Raw genomic sequence first — 17,804 nt, forward strand, 5'->3', positions numbered from 1 at the left:
TCCGTGTGCCCGTTGCGTCAGCAACGGGCACACGGAGGCAAGAGTTCTACAGTGCCACCAGGATCACGATGATGATCAGCAGGCCGATGAGCAGCCCGATCGCCACCGCCAAAGGCCCGGCGTTCGGCCCCAGTCCGGACAGGTCGAAGCCCTTCGACTTCGGTTGCGGGGCAACGGGCGCCGCCGCGGTCTGACGCTGCGGGCGGGGCAGCGGGCTGGAGTTCGGGCTGCGCAGGCCGGCGGCGGAGTTGCGGGCCGCCCAGGCCGGAATGGTGCCGTCCTCGGTGCGCACCGGTGCGCCCAGAATGTAGGGCGCGGTGCCGGGACCGAATGCGGCGGTGAGGATTTCATTGCGCGCCTCGGTCATGGTGGGGCGGCGCTGCGGGGCCGGTTCCATCATGTGCAGCAGGGCGGCGGTGAGCACGCCGGTGCGCTCCGGCGGAATGATCTGCGCCATGGCGGCGCGTTCCACGATCACATTGCTGTCGTCGTCGAAACCGTAGGGCGGGCGGCCCTCGATGGCGGTGTACAGCGTTGCGCCGAGGGAGAATACGTCGCTGGCGGTGGTCGGCTGGGCGCCGCGCGCCACCTCCGGCGGCAGGTAGGCCGGGGTGCCGGTGATGACGTCGCCGATTTCGTCGGAGGGTTCGCCGGCGGCGCTGGAGATGCCGAAGTCGCTGAGCTTCACCATGCCGACCTCGTCGCCGCGATCGGCGACCAGGATATTGCCGGGCTTGATATCGCGGTGCACGATGCCGGCGGCATGCGCGGCGGCCAGGGCGTCCGCGACCTGCGCGCCGATCTGCGCGACCTCGATGGGCGAGAGCAGATCCACCAGCGACAGCGCCTTGGCGACGCTGCGCGAGGGCAGGTACTCCATGACCAGCCAGGGTTCTCCGGCCTCGAGCACCACGTCGTAGACGGCGATGGCGTGCTCGTGCGAGAGTTTGGCCGCGACCCGGCCCTCGTGCATGATCCGCCGCCGGACCTCATCGGCCTCTTGTTCGTCGAGGCCGGCGATGGAAAGCACCTGTTTGATGGCCACATCGCGCTTGAGCATGCGGTCGTGTGCCAGCCATACCGCGCCCATGCCGCCGCCACCGAGCTTCGATTGCAGACGATAGCGGCCGGCGACCAGGTAATCGGGGCCGACGATGGGGCGGGCGCGTTCGGTCACGGGTGCAGGGTAGCGGAAAACCATCCTGACTGGCCTGGTTCGCTGCCCGAGGTTTGCGCCACTGCCTCTTGACGCGCGCCGGGGCTCGAGTTCTACTATCCAGGAATCGAACGTATGTGCGATTATGTTAGGTAGCTGGATCGGTGCTCGGGTCCCCGTCGGTTGAGAGAGGTGGTCGATAGATGGGTTCGGCTGGGGAAGCGAAACAGCAGCGGATCGCAGAGCTGCGGCGGCGCATGGCCGCGATTCCGGCGCGTGGTGCGGAGCCGTCGGCGCAGGTGCCCGCGGCTGCGGAACTCCAGCGCGAGTCGCTGCCCGTACCGGCCGCACTCGAAAACCTGTTGCCCGACGGCGGTTTGGTCAAGGGCTCGGTGATCGCCTACACCGGTGCCAGTTCCCTACTGTCCGGTTTGCTGGCCACCGTCACCGCGTCCGGTGCCCACGCCGCCGTCGTCGGCCTCCCGCGCCTGGGCTTGCTGGCAGCTGCGGAAATGGGTGCGCGCCTCGACCGACTCGCCGTGGTCGCCAGCCCCGGCTCCGAGGCTCTCGAAGTTGCCTCAGTTTTGCTCGACGGCCTGGACCTGGTGGTCCTCGACCTGAACGGCGCGTCCGTCCCCCTCACCCGCACTCGGATCCTCACCGCCAAGGCCCGCAGCAAGAACTCCACCCTGCTGGTCACCGGCGGCTCCTGGTCCGGCCCGGCCCTGCGCATCGACACCCGCATCGCCGGCTACGGCGGCCTCGGCCGCGGCTGCGGCCGCCTCCGCACCGTCAGTCTCGACGTCGAAGTCCACAGCCGCTCCGCCCAACCCCGCACCGGCCACCTGGCCCTGTGCCCGGGCAACGGCCGAGTCGAATGGGTCGAGACGAAACAAGCCGCCGTTGAGCCGCGACCGGTCGCCCGCCATGCGGTCTCCTGATATCCGAGCGCTCGCCGCTGGTGCGACTCCGCCGCTCGCCGAACTGCCGACCGTCCAGCCGCGGGCCACCGAGTCGCGGGCGGGTATTCGTCGGGCGCGCCGCAATGGCATGCGCCCGCAGTGCGATTCGAGGCGGTTGTACCCGGAGCGATCGAGCCGCCCCGCTACCGGAGTAGTGCGGCTGTCCGCCGACTCGGGCGGACGACGTGCCGTGCACTGAGCGCTTGGCCGAAAGTCCTCCTTGTCATCCCTGCGCGCTTTCGGCCGGAATTCGCCGCGCTGTCGGAGATCCCGGCCGAAAGCATGCCGGGATGACGAACGGGACTCGTCAAGTGTGTACCGCGGGAAGGGATTGCGTTCTCGAATCGCGTTCGATCATCCATGCTGCGGTCGGTGGCCGGGGTGCCGGGTGCGGGAATGTCGTTGTGCCGAGGTCCGGGTGAAGCCGCGGCGGGTGCTGGCGGTGTGGTGCCTGGATTGGCCCGCGGCGGCGGCTGCCGCCGAGGCGGGGGCGCCGGTGACGCGGGCGGTGGCGGTGTTCGCCAACGGCAAGGTGGTCGCGTGTTCGGCGGTGGCGCGGGCGGAGGGGGTCCGGCGCGGGCTGCGGAAGCGGGAGGCGCAGGCGTGCTGTCCGGATCTGCTGGTGGCGCAGGAGGATTCGGATCGGGACGGGCGGTTGTTCGAACCGGTGGTGGCGGCCGTCGACGCGACGGTGCCGGGGGTGGAGGTGCTGCGGCCCGGACTGCTGGTGCTGGGGGCGCGCGGGGCGGCGCGGTTCTTCGGATCGGAGGAGGCGGCGGCCGAGCGGCTGGTCGATGCGGTGGCGGCGGTCGGGGTGGAATGCCAGATCGGGATTGCCGACGAGCTGTCCACGGCAGTGCTCGCCGCCCGGCGCGCCACCATTGTGGCAACGGGTAAGGGCGCGGAATTTCTTGCGCCGCTGACGGTTTCCGAGCTCGCGGTGGAGCCGACGCTAGCCGCACCGGAGCGCGCCGAGCTGGTGGATCTGTTGCGCCGCTTGGGATTGCGACGGATCGGGGACTTCGCGGCGCTGACCCCCGCCGAGGTGTCCTCTCGTTTCGGGAAGGACGCCATCACGGCACATCGTTGTGCCCGTGCGGAACCCGAGCGGCCGCCCGCCTCCCGGCCACCGGCCGCGGATCTCACGGTGGAGCAGCGCTGCGATCCGCCGCTCGAGCGCGTCGATACCGCCGCCTTCGCCGGGCGCATGCTCGCCGCCGAACTGCACGTCAAATTGTCCGCGGCGGCGGTGGCCTGCACCCGATTGGCCATTCACGCCGAAACCGAAGCGGGCGAACAGCTCTCCCGGATCTGGCGGTGCGCCGAACCGCTGACCCCGGACAGTACGGCGGACCGGATCCGCTGGCAGCTGGACGGCTGGCTCACCCGGCGTGCGTTGCGGCAGGGCGGGCCGACCGCGCCGATCACGCTGCTGCGGCTCGACCCGGTCGAAGTGGTGTCCTCCGGTGCGCTGCAACTGGGCCTGTGGGGCGGCGTCGGTGAGGACGAGGAGCGGGCCCGCCGCGCCCTGGCCCGGGTGCAGGGTCTGCTCGGCGGGGATGCGGTGCGGATGGGCGTACTCAGCGGCGGCCGCGGTCCCGCCGAGCGGATCACCCTGGTCCCGCTGGGTGACGAACCGGTGCCCGCGGCCGATCCGGCTCAGCCGTGGCCGGGGCGGCTCCCGGAACCGGCCCCCGCCGTGGTCCTGCGGAATCGCCCCGAGGTGCGGCTGGAGTCGGCGGACGGGTCCCCGGTGTGGGTCACCGACCGTGGCCTGTTCACCGCCGACCCGGCGCGGCTGCACTGGGGCCGCCGCTCCTGGCCGCTACTCGGGTGGGCCGGCCCATGGCCGCTGGACGACCATTGGTGGACTCACCGGTCCCGACGCGGCTTCGCCGCCCGCGCGCAAGTGCTGATCGACACCGCCGTCCGCGATCGCGTCCTGGTCGACGCCGATCGCCGGAACTCGACCGACAGAGACCGCCGGGCCCTGCTGCTGCTCGGCTACGACCACAGCTGGCATGTGGAGGGCTTGTACGAGTGACGCCTGGACCGGCTCATCCGCATCACGGCTCTCCCTGGTCACAGCGGTTATGGCGATGGGCACAACTTGCGGCGGCGCCCCGGCTCGATCCGTACCCTGGTTGATCGTGACGGTTGCCCGGGTCTCGTTCGACGACGTGCGGATCGCCTATCGGGATACCGGGGCGGCCGTCGGTCATGTGTCGAGTGATATCCCCGTCATGCTCGTGCACGGCATGGGCGGCGACGGGCACACCTGGGACCGGTTCGCGCATCGGTTGGTGCAGCGCGGGCGACGGGTGATCATTCCGGATCTGCGCGGGCACGGCCGCAGCGCGCATACCGATTCGTATCTTTTCTCCGAATTCGGCGCGGATGTGCTGAGCCTGTGCGACCGGCTCGGGCTGGATTCGGTCGATCTGGTCGGGCATTCGCTCGGCGGCTACGCGGTGTCGTGGGTGGCCATGCAGCGTCCGGAGCTGGTGCGCCGGTTGGTCATCGAGGAACAGCCGCTGCCGCTGCGCTCCGGTGACGAGCAGATGAAGCTGACCCGGCGGCTGCCGACGATTCCGGAGCTCTGGCATGCCACCACGAGTCTGGTCCGGCATCCCGGCGCGGTGCTGGCCTTCGACCGATCCATGACAGGTACGGCGCTGGAGCAGTTCCGCAAGCCCTATCCGGAGTGGTGGGAGGGGCTGTCCGAGATCACCGCGCCCACGCTGTTCCTGCGCGGCGGTCCGGGCGGCATGGTCGATCCCGACAAGCTGGCGCAGCTGTCGGCCGCCGTCCCCGACTGCACGGTCCGCGCCTTCACCTGCGGCCACAGCATCCACCGGGACCGGCATCGCGAATTCGAGGCCGCCGTCCTCCCGTTTCTCGGCCACTGAGCGCCGGAATCTAGAGTGAAGCCGTGTCCGGACTCGAGCGTCCCACGCTGTTCTTCGCCGATGAGCAGTCTTTTCGGGAGTGGTTGGCGGCCAATCACGCCGCGGTGGATGGCATCTGGGTGAAATTCGCCAAGAAGGGGTCGGGGCATGTGTCCCTCGACTACGACGGCGCGCTACGACAGGCCTTGTGTTTCGGCTGGATCGACGGGCAGTCGCGGCGGGTGGACGACGAGTTCTATCTGCAGGGGTTCACGCCGCGCCGGCAGCGCAGCCCGTGGTCGCAGCGCAATGTGGGGATCGCCGAGGAGTTGATCGCGCAGGGCCTCATGCATGCCGCCGGTCGAGCCGAGATCGATCGCGCCAAGGCGGACGGCCGCTGGGACAGCGCTTACGGCCGTGATCTGCCGCAGGATTTCCTCGATGCCCTGGCCGCCAATCCGGAGGCCGCCGCCTTCTTCGAAACCCTGCCCGCCCAATCGCGTGTCGTGGTCGGCTATCACCTGGGCAGCGCCGTGCGCCCGGAGACCAGGGCCCGCCGCCTGGATCAATTGATCCGCAAGCTGATCGACGGTCAGCCATTATGACCGCATCGCGCAGCGATTCCGTGGGGGGCGGCGGCCGGGCGACGGGTGGGCGTGATTTCGAAGGTCTACTGTGTTCGGCTGCCGCCCAGGAGATTCCGCTCGCCGGCAGCGCCACCCACGTCACCAGCTGGCTGTGTATCGAACAACCCGGCGCCTGGGGCCGCGATGTCATCGCCGATGAGGTCCTCGGCCCCGAGATCACCGCCGAACTGGCCGCCCGCACCACGGCGTCCCACGCCCGCCCCACTCTGATCCGCCGTCCTGGCCGACATGAATTCACCGGCGTCCGAACGATTCTCATCGCCAGCACCCGCCCCGGGGCCGCCTGGTGCGAGCGCTTCGAGATCACCGACCTGAAGCAACTCCTGGACCTGGACCCCAACCTCTTCGACGGCCCCGCCCCCGGAATCGGCGCCCCCGTAACGGATCCCCTCGTCCTGGTCTGCGCCCACGGCAAACGCGACCAGTGCTGCGCCCTCCTCGGCCGCCCCATCGCCGCCCACCTCGCCCACTTCCACCCCGGCCGGGTCTGGGAGTGCTCCCACACCGGCGGCCACCGCTTCGCCCCCGCCCTGGTCCTGCTCCCCACCGGTCTCACCTACGGCCGCCTGACCCCCGATTCGGCCTCCACCGTGGTCGAAACCGCCTCCCGCGGCGAGGTCGCTCTCACCGGCTTCCGCGGCCGCAGCTACTACACCCCGGTCGAACAGGTAGCCGAAATCGCCGTCCGCGAACGCATCTCCGGTGAGCCCGACACATCCGTCGACGCCCTCACCGTCGAGCCCGCCCCGGAGACCCCGCCGCCCGCCGACCCGTCCACCTTCGCAGGCGCGGCCCTGGTAACCCACCGCGACGGCCGCCGCTGGCTGGTCACCACCCGAACCCTCACCTACGCCCCCCGCCAAGCGAGCTGCGGCGTATCCCCCAAACCCGCCGCCGCCCTGGTGGCCGACACCATCAGCCCACTCGCCTGAACATCCGTCGCCCGCACGGAAGGGACCGGCCCCGCACCTGTAGGTGCGGGGCCGGATTGCCTGGGGGAGTGGGATGTCGGGTCGCCCCCGTGCCTGAGAGTGCGGGGCCGGATTGCCTGGGGGAGTGGGATGTCGGGTCGCCCCCGTGCCTGAGAGTGCGGGGCCGGATTGCCTGGGAGAGTGGGCCGCCCACCCCCCGCCCGAGGGTGCGGGGCCGGATCGTTGGGAGAGTGCGCCGCCCCCACCCTGCGCCCGAGGGTGCGGGGCCGGATCATTTGGGGGGCGGGGTTGCCGGTCCGGCCCCGCGGCGTACGGCGCAGAGAGCGCTGCGGTGTGCGGAGTCCTCCTACGCGTGCCGTGAGAGCCCTGCTGTGGGGCGGAGCCATACCCTCTCGGGGGTTTCAGGGGTGGAACCCCCGAGAGCTCCCGAGAGTTGGGCTATCTCACCAGTGTGTGCCGGGGACCAATCGGGCGGCGCGGCGGAGGGCGGTGCCGGTGACGGGATGGCGGGTGGGACTGAGCGGCGGCGGCGTTGGGGCACGACGATATCGACGTCGGTGGTGTCTGGTTCGGAGACTGTCTCTCCTTTGGCGGCGGGGGAGTCGGGGATGGCGCGGTAGTAGCGGTGCAGGACGCGCTCTTTGATGCCGGGGGCTACCAGGTTGCCGTATTCGGCGAGGGTGCCGAGTGGGACGTCGATGCGGCGGGGGCGTTCGCTGAGGGCGCGGACGATGAGGGCGGCTGCCCATTCGGGGGATTGGGTGGGGGTGCCCTGGTCGCCGCTGGGGGTGATCATGGGGGTGCGGACCAGGGGCATGTGGATGGTGGTGAAAGTGATGTTGTCGGCGAGCATTTCGGCGGCGGTGACTTCGGCGAACTTGTCGAGGGCGGCCTTGCTGGCGAGGTAGGCGGCGAAGCGGGGGGTGGCCACCTGGACGCCGGCGCTCGAAATGTTCACGATGTGGCCGGATTTGCGGGCGCGCATCTGGGGGAGGAGGGCCAGTGTCATGCGGACCGCGCCGAAGTAGTTGACGGCCATGGTGCGTTCGAAGTCGTGCATGCGGTCGGTGGAGCGGTGCACGGCGCGGCGGATGGAGCGGCCGGCATTGTTGACCAGCATGTCCACGTGGCCGTGCTCGGCGAGGATGAGGGTGACGGCCTGTTCGACGGAGTCGGCGTCGGTGACGTCGCACTGGTAGCCGTGCGCGTTTCCGCCCCGGGCCTTGATCTCGTCGACCACCGCGGCCAGTTCGTCGCCGCGGCGCGCCAGGAGGAAGACCACGGCGCCCTTCTCGGCGACGGCCATGGCGGCCGAGCGGCCGATGCCGGACGAGGCGCCGGTAATGACCACATGCTTGCCGGTCAGATCGCGGCGGGCGCGCCGACGGCTCAGGTAACCGTCGATAGCGGAGTTATCGGTCATCGCTGCTCCCTTGCAGACAATCGATTTGCCTAGAACTTACTTGAAAGTAAGTTCTGCTGCCAGGCCGGGTCGGTCACTGATCCCGGCAACCCTCCTTTGCGCGCGTTCCTCGGTAATCGCGACGCGCCGGGCGACCCTCTGTAGAGACCGGTCGGTATCGAATGTATGTTCGATGCCTGAAGATCGTCGCTGCTGGAGGAGGGTGCCGTGGGCTGGCACAACGGACCGCCGTCCTGGTCGGAGATGGAGCGCGTGCTCTCCGGCCGGGCGGATCCGGCCCGCACGCTGCCCGACGGCGACGGCGGGGACAGTCCGGCCTGGTCGCGGAAGCGGGGGAAGTACGAGGCGGGGGCGCTCGCCCGGCCGGAGGGGCCGGTGGTGCCGTATGCGGAACTGCACACGCACTCCGCGTACAGCTTCCTCGATGGGGCGAGCCAGCCCGAGGAACTGGTCGAGGAGGCGGTGCGGCTCGGATTGGAGGCGCTCGCCCTCACCGATCACGACGGGTTCTACGGGGTGGTGCGGTTCGCGGAGGCGGCCCGGGAGTGGGGGATGCCGACCGTTTTCGGGGCGGAGCTCTCGCTCGGCACCGCCGCCCGGCCCAAGGCGCACCTCGTTCCGCGCGGGCGGCGGCCGCGCGGGAAGGCGGTTCCGGATCGTGCGATGCCGGAGCCGGTGGGCGAATTCGGTTCGGAGGTGGCCGATTCCGCGCCGCGCACCGGTGCGCCCGATCCGGTGGGGCCGCATCTGCTGATCCTCGCGCGCGGGCAGGAAGGGTACCGGCGGTTGTCGCGGGAGATGGCCGCGGCGCATATGGCGGCGGGGGAGAAGGGGATTCTGCGCTACGACCTGGATCGGCTGACCGCGGCGGCGGGCGGGCACTGGCATGTGCTCACCGGATGCCGGAAAGGGCATGTGCGGCAAGCGCTCACGCAGGGCGACGCCGCGGCCGAGGCGGCCCTGCGGGAGCTGGTGGAGCGGTTCGGGCGCGAGCATGTGAGCGTGGAGCTCACCCATCACGGGGTGCCCGAGGACGATGAGCGGAACGCACGGCTGGTCGCCCTGGCCGATCGGGTCGGGCTACCGGTACTCGCCACTACCGGAGCGCATTTCGCCGCGCCGCCGCAGCGGCGGCGAGCCATGGCGCTGGCGGCCATCCGGGCCAGGTCCAGCCTGGACGAGATGGCGGGCTGGCTCGCGCCCACGGGCGGCGCGCATCTGCGGTCGGGGGCGGAGATGGCGCGGCTGTTCGCGCAATGCCCGGGTGCGGTGGCGAATGCCGTTGCGCTGGCGCGGGAATGCGCATTCGATCTGCGCTTGATCGCGCCGCAGCTGCCGCCGTTCGACGTGCCGGCGGGGCATGACGAGAATTCGTGGCTGCGGGAGCTCACCTTCGAGGGCGCGGCGCGGCGCTACGGTCCGCGAGCGGGGAACGCGCAGGCATACCAGCAGCTCGAGCACGAGCTGAAGGTGATCGAGCAGCTCGGGTTCCCGGGTTATTTCCTGGTGGTGCACGACATCGTCAGCTTCTGCCGGGACAACGACATCCTGTGTCAGGGCAGGGGCTCGGCCGCCAACTCCGCCGTCTGCTACGCCATCGGGATCACCAATGTGGATCCGGTGCGGAACAACCTGTTGTTCGAGCGGTTCCTGTCGCCGGAGCGGGACGGGCCGCCCGATATCGATGTGGATATCGAATCGGATCGGCGGGAGGAGGCGATTCAGCACGTCTACGCCAAGTACGGGCGGGAGTACGCGGCGCAGGTGGCCAATGTGATCACCTATCGCGGGCGCTCGGCGGTCCGGGATGCGGCCAAGGCCCTGGGGTTCTCGCCGGGACAGCAGGACGCCTGGAGCAAACAGGTGAGCCGCTGGACCGGGGTGTCGAAGGAGGAGCACACCGATATTCCGCGCGACGTGCTCGGCCTGGCGGGTGAATTGGAGGGCCTGCCACGGCATTTGGGCATTCACTCCGGCGGTATGGTGATCTGCGATCGGCCCATTGCCGACGTGTGCCCCACCGAGTGGGCGCGCATGGCGAACCGCAGCGTGCTGCAATGGGACAAGGATGATTGCGCCGCAGCGGGTTTGGTGAAGTTCGATCTGCTCGGCCTGGGCATGCTGTCGGCGCTGCACTACATGATCGATCTGGTGCGCGAGCACAAGGGCGAGATCGTCGAACTGCACAAGCTGGATCTCGCCGAGGCCGCCGTCTACGACATGCTGTGCCGCGCGGACTCGGTGGGCGTCTTCCAGGTGGAGTCGCGCGCGCAGATGGCGACGCTGCCGCGCCTGAAGCCGCGCAATTTCTACGATCTGGTGGTCGAGGTCGCGCTGATTCGCCCGGGTCCCATCCAGGGCGGATCCGTGCATCCCTATATCCGCCGCCGCAACGGGCAGGAGAAAGCCGTCCCCGATCATCCGGCGCTGGCGAACGCCCTGGCGCGCACCCTGGGCATTCCGCTGTTCCAGGAGCAGCTCATGCAAATGGCCATCGACGTCGCCGGATTCACCCCCGCCGAGGCCGACCAGTTGCGCCGGGCCATGGGCTCCAAACGCTCCACGGAGAAGATGGAACGCCTGCGCGCCCGCTTCTACCAGGGCATGCGGGATCTGCACGGCATAACCGGCGAGATCGCCGACCGCATCTACGAGAAGGTGTACGCCTTCGCGAATTTCGGCTTCCCGGAAAGCCATTCGCAGAGCTTCGCCTCGCTGGTGTTCTACTCCTCGTGGTTCAAACTGCACCATCCGGCGGCGTTCTGCGCGGGCCTGCTGCGCGCCCAGCCGATGGGCTTCTACTCTCCCCAGTCGCTGGTGGCCGATGCGCGGCGGCACGGGGTGGCGGTGCACGGCCCGGATATCAATCACAGCCTGGCCGAGGCGACCCTGGAGCAGCGGGGGATGGAGGTTCGGCTCGGCCTGGCCGCGGTCCGCTCCATCGGCGCCGAGCTGGCCGAGCAGATCGTCACCGCCCGCGCAGCCGGCCCCTACCGGTCGTTCCTGGACCTCACCGGCCGCGTGGAATTGACCGTCCCACAAGCGGAATCGCTGGCCACCGCGGGTGCGCTCGGCAGTCTCGGCATCACCCGCCGCCAGGCCCTGTGGGCGGCCGGTGCGGCGGCGGGTGAACGCCCCGATCGCATTCCGGGCACCGGCGCGGCCACCGACGCCCCCGCCCTGCCCGGCATGAGCGAACTGGAACTGGCCGCCGCCGACGTCTGGGCCACCGGCGTCTCGCCCACCAGCTACCCGACCGAATTCCTCCGCGACCGTCTCGACGCCCTCGGCGTGGTCCCCGCCGCGCATCTACTCGATATTCGCGATGGCACCAGGGTTCTGGTCGGCGGCGCGGTCACCCACCGGCAGCGCCCCGCCACCGCCGGCGGGGTCACCTTCCTCAATCTCGAGGACGAGACCGGCATGGTGAACGTGGTCTGCTCGATCGGCCTGTGGGCGCGCTACCGCCGCCTGGCCCAATCCGCGCCCGCCCTGCTGGTTCGCGGCCGCGTCCAGAACGCCGAGGGCGCGGTCACCATTGTCGCGGATCACCTGCAGCGCATGGATTTACGCATCGAGGGTCGTTCCCGCGACTTCCGTTGACGAACGAACGGCCGATCCACCGGGATCGGCCGTTCGAATTCGATTGCGGCTCAGCGCTCGCCGAAGAAGGCGCGGATATCGCCGACGAGCAGGTCGGGCTGTTCGAGGGCGATGTACGCGCCGGCCTTGTCGAATTCGGTCCAGCGCGCCACCGTGGTATCGCGCTCGGCGAAGCGGCGCACCGTGACATCGCCCGCGGCGACGACGAACGCGGTCGGCACGCTCACCCGCGGCTTGGGCGCCCAGGCCGTCGGGTCGTGCGCCACATCGTTGTAGCTCTGCGCGATGGAACCCGAAGTGCCGGTGAACCATTGGACGCTGACATCGGTGAGCATCCGGTCCTTCGAGATCACCTGCTCGGGCAGCTCGGCGCGCGGATCGCTCCACTCCTTGAACTTCTCCACCACCCAGGCCAGCAGGCCGATCGGCGAATCATTGAGGCCGTGCGCAATGGTCTGCGGCCGGGTGGACATCATGATGTTGAAGCCCATGCCCTCCCGCATGAACGTGTCGATGGTCGCCATCCGCTGCTGCTCGGCCTCGGTCAGGCCCTCCGCATTCTCATCCGGAAACGCGACGTAGGCATTGACGTGCAGGCCGATCATCCGATCCGGCGCCTGGCGGCCCAGTTCGATGGCCAGGTTCGCGCCGCCACCGCCGCCGTGCGCGCCGAACCGCTCATAGCCCAGCCGGGTCATCAGCTCGGCGAAGACCGCCGCGGTGCGCGGGACGGTCCAGCCGGTATCGGCCAGCGGGGTGGAGAAACCGAAACCGGGCATGAACGGGATCACCAGGTGGAAATCCCGGGACAGGGGTTCGATCACATCCAGCAGGCCCATGGCGCCGCCGGGATTGTCGTGCAGCAGCAACAGGGCTTTCGCGTCCTCCCGCTCGCTGCGGATGTGCTTGAAGTGAATGCGCTGCCCGTCGATCTCCGTGAGGAACTGCGGCCACCGGTTGAGCTCCGCTTCGGCCTTGCGCCAGTCGAATCCGTCCTTCCAGTACTCGGCCAGCTCGCGCAGGTAGTCCACCGGAACCCCGCGGCTCCAGCCGGCCCCGGGCAGCGCGGGCGTCCAGCGCGCCTTGGCCAGGCGATCGCGCAGATCGTCCAGATCGGTCTGGGGAATGTCGACTCGGAAGGGCTGGAAGGTCATTGCCATCTCCTTGGAACGGAATGCTTTGTTCCGTTCCAGATTAGCAGAATGATTCATTCCGTTTCAACCCTTGGGCGAGAATCGATGGAAACCGAAAGGAGTCAGGGTGTCGACGGTGGTCCGAGCGACGATCAAGCCGAACAGCAAGAAGGGTCCCCTCGTCGAGACTCTCGACGACGGCACCCTTCAGCTGTACGTTCGCGCGCCCGCCGTCGAAGGCAAGGCCAACAAGGCCGCCATCGAACTACTCGCCGCCCACTACGGCGTAGCCAAAACCGCCGTCCGCCTCACCGCCGGCGCCACCTCCCGCTTCAAACGCTTCGAGATCGACGACTGATCGGCCGACGGGGACGGGCGTCCGGTCGGGGGTGGGCTCATCACCCCGCAATATGGCCGAATGCCGTTCAGCGCATGGCGATTCCGAGGTCACAAGATCCGGTGGCGACGCATGACCGATTCAGAACGCGAGCTCGTCCCAGGGGATGTGGATCGGGAACGGGAAATCGAACTCGATGCCATTGATATCGGCGTGGGTCCATTCTCCCGCGAGGAGATAGTTGGCTGTCCGGAGCGGATGGACGCCTTCCGGCAGCTCGCCAGGTTTGGACTGGAGAGCATAGGCGCGCACGGCGGCAATGGCGCTGGCCTCGGAAGCCAGGGAAACTTCCCAGTACCAACGGATTCCGGCGCTAGCGTAGCGGCCCTTCTTCTCCTCGAGGTTCGCTGGAGTATTGGACGGTGACAGCACTTCGCCGACCAGTAGGACATCCGTGCCGCGTACATCCTGATACGGGGCGAGGCAGCGATGGATGAGGAAGTCGGGTGTCAGGAAGTTGGACTTTCCGCTACTGCCGAGAAAGATATTGCTCTCGAGGCTTACGCGCCAGCAGTCCTCTGGATCGGCCGATACGGCTTTGCGCGCGCAACGCTCGAAGGCGTTGAACAATCGCGCCGTGAAAATCTGATGCTCGCCGGGGCCGCGCCGCAGCCAGACCACACGTCCATCCCACAGTTCGATCTCTTCGGCGATCTCTTCGGGGAGTTGCTCGAGCTCTTCCCAAGTCATGTACTCGGGGAGGTCCGGCTGTTCGGCATGCGGAATGGACATGTCATCAGGGTATTTCGCCATGTCCGCTGCCTCCTTGGGTTCACGCAGAGTGGACGGCTACGTCCGTATTGTCCTACACCGCGCCAGGAAAACCCTGTTGCCGCCAGGCTTCGTACACCGCGACCGCGGCGGCATTGGACAGATTCATGGAGCGTCGCCCGGGGAGCATGGGGATGCGGAGCTGGGTGGTGATGCGGGGGTCGGCGAGGACGTCGTCGGGGAGGCCGGTGGGTTCGGGGCCGAAGAGGAGGACGTCGCCGGGGAGATAGGTGATGTCGGTGTTGCGGGTGGTGGCGCCGGCGGTGAAGGCGTAGACGCGTTCGGGGGCGATGGCTTCCCAGGCGGCGGAGAGGTTGTGGTGCACGGTGACCGAGGCCAGGTCGTGGTAGTCGAGGCCGGCGCGGCGGAGTTTGGGCTCGGATAGGTCGAAGCCGAGGGGTTCGATCAGGTGCAGGTGGCAGCCGGTGCCGGCGGCCAGGCGGATGGCGTTGCCGGTATTGGGCGGGATGCGCGGCTGGAAGAACACGAGATGGAACACGCCGATCAGCATTGCAGAAGATACGGACCGTGCTGTTCGTGACCCGGCCGTGGGTCGGGCCGTCGCGGCGGCGGGCGGTTAAGCTCGCAGCGTGAGTCCAGCCCATGCCGCCCCCGAGGATCGCAGCAGCCGCGCCGGTGCGTTCGTGCGGGAGAATCTGCCGATCATCCTGATCGCGCTGGTGATGATCGTGGCCGTGGTGCTGCTGGCCTGGGATCGCTGGCGGCGCGGGACCTATGTCTTCGGCGGCGCGACGCTGCTGGCGGCGGCCTTCCGGATGCTCCTGCCGACCGAGAAGGTGGGCGTGCTCGCGGTGCGCAGCAAGGGATTCGATGTGGCGTGGCTGACGGCGCTCGGCGCGACGATCATCGTGCTGGCGGCGACCATCAGCCCGCTGGGTATCACATAGGGGCGGGGATCAAACCTTGGTCATGCGTCGGCCGAGCTCACGGCGCAGGATCTCCTGCGACGGGAGCCGGTGTAAGACGCGGAGGATATCGGGGCGAAGCTCGAGCTGCTCCTCCTCGGAGAGCAGATCGACGAGATCACGTAGATCCATGTCATCGAAGGCTGCCGTCATGCTGGATAACATTAGCGCCACGGCGACCGGATTGGATCGCGATCAGATCACGGTTACCGATGTGTCACCCGCATGAAACCGGCAGCGCCTCAGTGTAATTCGCGCGAAACGGGCGCGACTCGAATTAGCGCTCGCGCGCCGCGCGTGCCAGCTCCATGGTCTCCACCATGAGCTTGCCGATCGCCTCGGTCTCGGTGAGGAAGCCGTCGTGCCCGTCGCGCGAGCGCACGATCTCCAGGCCGCGACAGCCGGGCAGCAGATCGGCCAGCTCCTGCTGTGTGCGCAGCGGGTAGAGGCGATCGGAGTCCACGCCGCCGACGACGCACGGCACCGGGGTGGCGGCCAGCGCCGCCGCCACGCCGCCGCGCCCGCGGCCCACATCGTGCCGGTTCATGGCCTCCGACAGCAGCACATAGGTCGCCGGATCGAAGCGCGCGATGAGCTTGTCGGCCTGATACTCCAGATAACTCTGCACCGCGTATCGCCCGCCGTCCCAGGGATTCTCGGTGCCCTGGGCATGATTCTCGAAGCGATGGTCGAGCTCGAACTCGGTGCGGTAGGTCAGGTGCGCGATGCGCCGCGCCAGCCCCATACCGGTCATGGGCGCCCGCCCGCTGCCGTGATAGTTGCCGCCCTGCCAGTCCGGATCGGAGGTGATGGCGGCGATCTGCGTGGTCTGCGTGCCGATCTGATCGGCGGTGGCGCGCGCGCCGACGGCCAGCACCAGCGCCGCACCCACCCGGTCCGGATACCCGACCATCCACTCCAGCACCCGCATGCCGCCCATCGACCCGCCGACGACGGCGGCCAGCCGGTCGATGCCCAGCAGATCGAACAGCGCCACCTCGGCGGTCACCTGATCGCGAATGGAGATCTCGGGAAACCTTGCGCCCCAGGGCTTTCCGTCCGCGGCCAAGGAGCTCGGCCCGGTGCTGCCCTTGCAGCCGCCGAGCACATTGGTGGCGATGACACACCATTCGCCGGTATCGATTGCCGCACCCGGCCCGACGATGCCGTCCCACCAGCCGGGCTGGGCGTGATGCACGTCGGCCGGGCCGACCACATGCGAATCACCGGTCAGCGCATGCTCGACCAGAATCACGTTGTCGGCATTCGCGGAAAGTTCGCCCCACCGTTGCACGGCCAGCGTCACGTCCGGAATGACGGCCCCGTTCTCCAGCCGCACCGCCCCGATGGCAATACTGCCGAGCGTCCCGTCGGACGGCGGGAGCAGAGCTTCCGCCGTCTCCCGCACCGTGCTCGATTCGATGTTCACGATCACCGTGCCGCCGCCGTCAGTCCGGCCCGCAGATCCGCCAGGATGTCCTCGATCCCCTCGATGCCTACCGCGAGACGCACCAGACCAGGCGTGACGCCCGAAGCGAGCTGCTCTTCGGGAGTCAGCTGGGAGTGGGTCGTCGACGCCGGATGGATCACGAGCGAGCGCACATCCCCGATGTTAGCGACATGGCTGTGCAGGACCAGCGCCTCCACGAACTTCTTGCCCGCGTCCACGCCGCCGGCCAGCTCGAAGGACACGATGGCGCCGACGCCCTTGGGTGCCAGTTGTTTGCCGCGCTCATACCAGGGCGAGCTCGGCAGGCCCGCGTAGAACACCGACTCCACGCCCGGCGCGGTGGCCAGGAATTCGGCGACCGCCTGGGCATTGGCCACGTGCCGCTCCACCCGCAGGCTCAGCGTCTCGATGCCCTGGCTGATCAGGAAGGCATTGAACGGCGATACGGCCGCGCCCAGATCGCGCAGCAGCTGCACGCGCGCCTTGAGCGCGAACGCCGGCGCGCCGAGATCGGCGAAGACCACGCCGTTGTAGGACGGATCGGGGCTGGTGAAACCCGGGAACCGGGACTGCCCCTCGGCATCGCGCACGGTCCAGTCGAAGGTCCCGCCGTCCACGATCACACCGGCCACCGCCGAACCGTGCCCGCCCAGGTACTTGGTGGCCGAATGCACCACGATGTCCGCGCCGTGCCGCAGCGGCTGGATCAGATACGGCGTGGCCACCGTGTTGTCCACGATCAGCGGTACGCCCGCCGCGTGCGCAACCCCGGCGATGCCCGGGATATCCAGGATCGAGCTGCTCGGGTTCGCGACGGTCTCGCCGTAGAACGCCTTGGTATTGGGCCGCACGGCCGCCCGCCACTGCTCCAGGTCGTCGGGATCCTCCACGAAGCTGACCTCGATGCCCAGCTTGGGCAGCGAGTAGTGGAAGAGGTTGTAGGTCCCGCCGTACAGGTGCGGGCTGGACACGATGTGGTCGCCCGCCGCGGCGAGATTCAGGATGGCGAAGGTCTCCGCCGCCTGCCCGGAGGCCAGCAGCAACGCCGCCACACCGCCTTCCAGGGCGGAGATGCGCTGCTCCACCACGTCCTGGGTGGGATTCATGATGCGGGTGTAGATATTGCCCGGCTCGGCGAGCCCGAACAGCGCGGCGGCGTGATCGGTATCGCGGAAGGCGTAGGACGTCGTCTGATAGATCGGCAGGGCGCGGGCCCCGGTGGCGGCGTCGGGCGCCTGCCCGGCATGGATCTGCTTGGTGTCGAAAGACCAGTCGGCCGGGTCGATGGGCGCGGTCGAGTCACTCATGTCCTGCTCCAAGAAAAAGGTCGCCGAAAGGCGGAAGTCTGACGTTATCGAGAAACGAATAGGCTTCGACAACAACACATTTCGGGTGGCCTCCTACGTTGCGCTTGCACTCGTCCCTCGAGTGCCAGGTCCTCACCCGGAGCACCCCACCGCAGCTGGAGGGTTGCCGATCAGCGAGCCGGGGCTTGTCGCTGATGCTCTTGACCTGA

At 68.9% G+C, this 17,804-nt stretch carries 16 protein-coding genes and 1 riboswitch; of the genes, 8 read left to right on the plus strand and 8 right to left on the minus strand.

Annotation, left to right across the window (positions count from 1 at the left end; genetic code table 11):
* Positions 1 to 46: 46 nt before the first annotated feature.
* Positions 47 to 1,201 carry a serine/threonine-protein kinase gene (locus ACYQ5L_RS05760; RefSeq protein ID WP_459956035.1) on the minus strand — a complete coding sequence of 385 codons (1,155 nt, stop codon included), beginning with the start codon at positions 1,199 to 1,201 and terminating at the stop codon, positions 47 to 49.
* 158 nt (positions 1,202 to 1,359) lie between these two features.
* Here ACYQ5L_RS05760 and ACYQ5L_RS05765 point away from each other — a divergent pair, with 158 nt between their 5' ends.
* From ACYQ5L_RS05765 to ACYQ5L_RS05785, 5 genes are all read left to right on the plus strand, one after another.
* The gene (locus tag ACYQ5L_RS05765; protein ID WP_459956037.1) at positions 1,360 to 2,097 is read left to right on the plus strand and encodes a hypothetical protein; all 738 of its coding nucleotides are present in this window, start codon (positions 1,360 to 1,362) and stop codon (positions 2,095 to 2,097) included.
* 439 nt (positions 2,098 to 2,536) lie between these two features.
* A complete protein-coding gene (locus ACYQ5L_RS05770; RefSeq protein ID WP_459956039.1) occupies positions 2,537 to 4,162 on the plus strand; it encodes a DNA polymerase Y family protein in 1,626 nt (541 codons plus the stop codon).
* A gap of 100 nt (positions 4,163 to 4,262) precedes the next feature.
* Positions 4,263 to 5,027: an alpha/beta fold hydrolase gene (locus ACYQ5L_RS05775; RefSeq protein ID WP_459956041.1), complete on the plus strand. Its 765-nt coding sequence runs from the start codon at positions 4,263 to 4,265 to the stop codon at positions 5,025 to 5,027.
* A gap of 23 nt (positions 5,028 to 5,050) precedes the next feature.
* Positions 5,051 to 5,611, plus strand: a complete 561-nt coding sequence (locus ACYQ5L_RS05780) for a YdeI/OmpD-associated family protein (protein WP_459956043.1) — start codon at positions 5,051 to 5,053, stop codon at positions 5,609 to 5,611.
* On the plus strand, positions 5,608 to 6,585 hold the full coding sequence (locus tag ACYQ5L_RS05785; RefSeq protein WP_459956044.1) for a sucrase ferredoxin: 978 nt from the start codon (positions 5,608 to 5,610) through the stop codon (positions 6,583 to 6,585). The genes ACYQ5L_RS05780 and ACYQ5L_RS05785 overlap by 4 nt, the downstream gene beginning before the upstream one ends.
* 346 nt (positions 6,586 to 6,931) lie before the next feature.
* Here ACYQ5L_RS05785 and ACYQ5L_RS05790 read toward each other — a convergent pair whose 3' ends face one another.
* The gene (locus ACYQ5L_RS05790) at positions 6,932 to 8,008 is read right to left on the minus strand and encodes an SDR family NAD(P)-dependent oxidoreductase (RefSeq protein WP_459956045.1); all 1,077 of its coding nucleotides are present in this window, start codon (positions 8,006 to 8,008) and stop codon (positions 6,932 to 6,934) included.
* A gap of 207 nt (positions 8,009 to 8,215) precedes the next feature.
* Between ACYQ5L_RS05790 and ACYQ5L_RS05795 the strand changes: the two genes are divergently transcribed.
* Positions 8,216 to 11,611: an error-prone DNA polymerase gene (locus ACYQ5L_RS05795; protein ID WP_459956046.1), complete on the plus strand. Its 3,396-nt coding sequence runs from the start codon at positions 8,216 to 8,218 to the stop codon at positions 11,609 to 11,611.
* A gap of 50 nt (positions 11,612 to 11,661) precedes the next feature.
* Here the strand turns inward: ACYQ5L_RS05795 and ACYQ5L_RS05800 are convergent, their stop codons facing one another.
* Positions 11,662 to 12,765, minus strand: a complete 1,104-nt coding sequence (locus ACYQ5L_RS05800) for an epoxide hydrolase family protein (RefSeq protein WP_459956048.1) — start codon at positions 12,763 to 12,765, stop codon at positions 11,662 to 11,664.
* A gap of 106 nt (positions 12,766 to 12,871) precedes the next feature.
* Here ACYQ5L_RS05800 and ACYQ5L_RS05805 point away from each other — a divergent pair, with 106 nt between their 5' ends.
* The gene (locus ACYQ5L_RS05805; RefSeq protein WP_459956050.1) at positions 12,872 to 13,102 is read left to right on the plus strand and encodes a DUF167 domain-containing protein; all 231 of its coding nucleotides are present in this window, start codon (positions 12,872 to 12,874) and stop codon (positions 13,100 to 13,102) included.
* A gap of 120 nt (positions 13,103 to 13,222) precedes the next feature.
* On the opposite strand, the gene ACYQ5L_RS05810 is transcribed toward ACYQ5L_RS05805, so the two are convergent.
* Together ACYQ5L_RS05810 and ACYQ5L_RS05815 are read right to left on the minus strand one after the other, a co-directional pair.
* Positions 13,223 to 13,873, minus strand: a complete 651-nt coding sequence (locus tag ACYQ5L_RS05810) for a Uma2 family endonuclease (RefSeq protein WP_459956052.1) — start codon at positions 13,871 to 13,873, stop codon at positions 13,223 to 13,225.
* A gap of 73 nt (positions 13,874 to 13,946) precedes the next feature.
* Positions 13,947 to 14,423 carry a tRNA (cytidine(34)-2'-O)-methyltransferase gene (locus tag ACYQ5L_RS05815; protein WP_459956054.1) on the minus strand — a complete coding sequence of 159 codons (477 nt, stop codon included), beginning with the start codon at positions 14,421 to 14,423 and terminating at the stop codon, positions 13,947 to 13,949.
* 79 nt (positions 14,424 to 14,502) lie between these two features.
* On the opposite strand from ACYQ5L_RS05815, the gene ACYQ5L_RS05820 reads away from it, so the two are divergent.
* Positions 14,503 to 14,820, plus strand: coding sequence for a DUF3017 domain-containing protein (locus ACYQ5L_RS05820; RefSeq protein WP_379201251.1), 318 nt, complete (start codon positions 14,503 to 14,505; stop codon positions 14,818 to 14,820).
* A gap of 9 nt (positions 14,821 to 14,829) precedes the next feature.
* On the opposite strand, the gene ACYQ5L_RS05825 is transcribed toward ACYQ5L_RS05820, so the two are convergent.
* From ACYQ5L_RS05825 to ACYQ5L_RS05835, 3 genes are all read right to left on the minus strand, one after another.
* Positions 14,830 to 14,991 (minus strand): hypothetical protein, encoded by a 162-nt coding sequence (locus ACYQ5L_RS05825; RefSeq protein ID WP_169814883.1) that lies wholly within the window; start codon positions 14,989 to 14,991, stop codon positions 14,830 to 14,832.
* A 124-nt stretch (positions 14,992 to 15,115) separates the two neighbouring features.
* Positions 15,116 to 16,273: a homoserine O-acetyltransferase MetX gene (gene metX, locus ACYQ5L_RS05830; RefSeq protein ID WP_459956055.1), complete on the minus strand. Its 1,158-nt coding sequence runs from the start codon at positions 16,271 to 16,273 to the stop codon at positions 15,116 to 15,118.
* Positions 16,270 to 17,595: a bifunctional o-acetylhomoserine/o-acetylserine sulfhydrylase gene (locus tag ACYQ5L_RS05835; RefSeq protein ID WP_459956057.1), complete on the minus strand. Its 1,326-nt coding sequence runs from the start codon at positions 17,593 to 17,595 to the stop codon at positions 16,270 to 16,272. Before ACYQ5L_RS05835 ends, metX begins: the two co-directional genes overlap by 4 nt.
* Positions 17,596 to 17,690: 95 nt before the next feature.
* Positions 17,691 to 17,801, minus strand: a riboswitch (SAM riboswitch).
* Positions 17,802 to 17,804: the final 3 nt, after the last annotated feature.

It is taken from the genome of Nocardia sp. IFM 10818 (assembly GCF_054655275.1).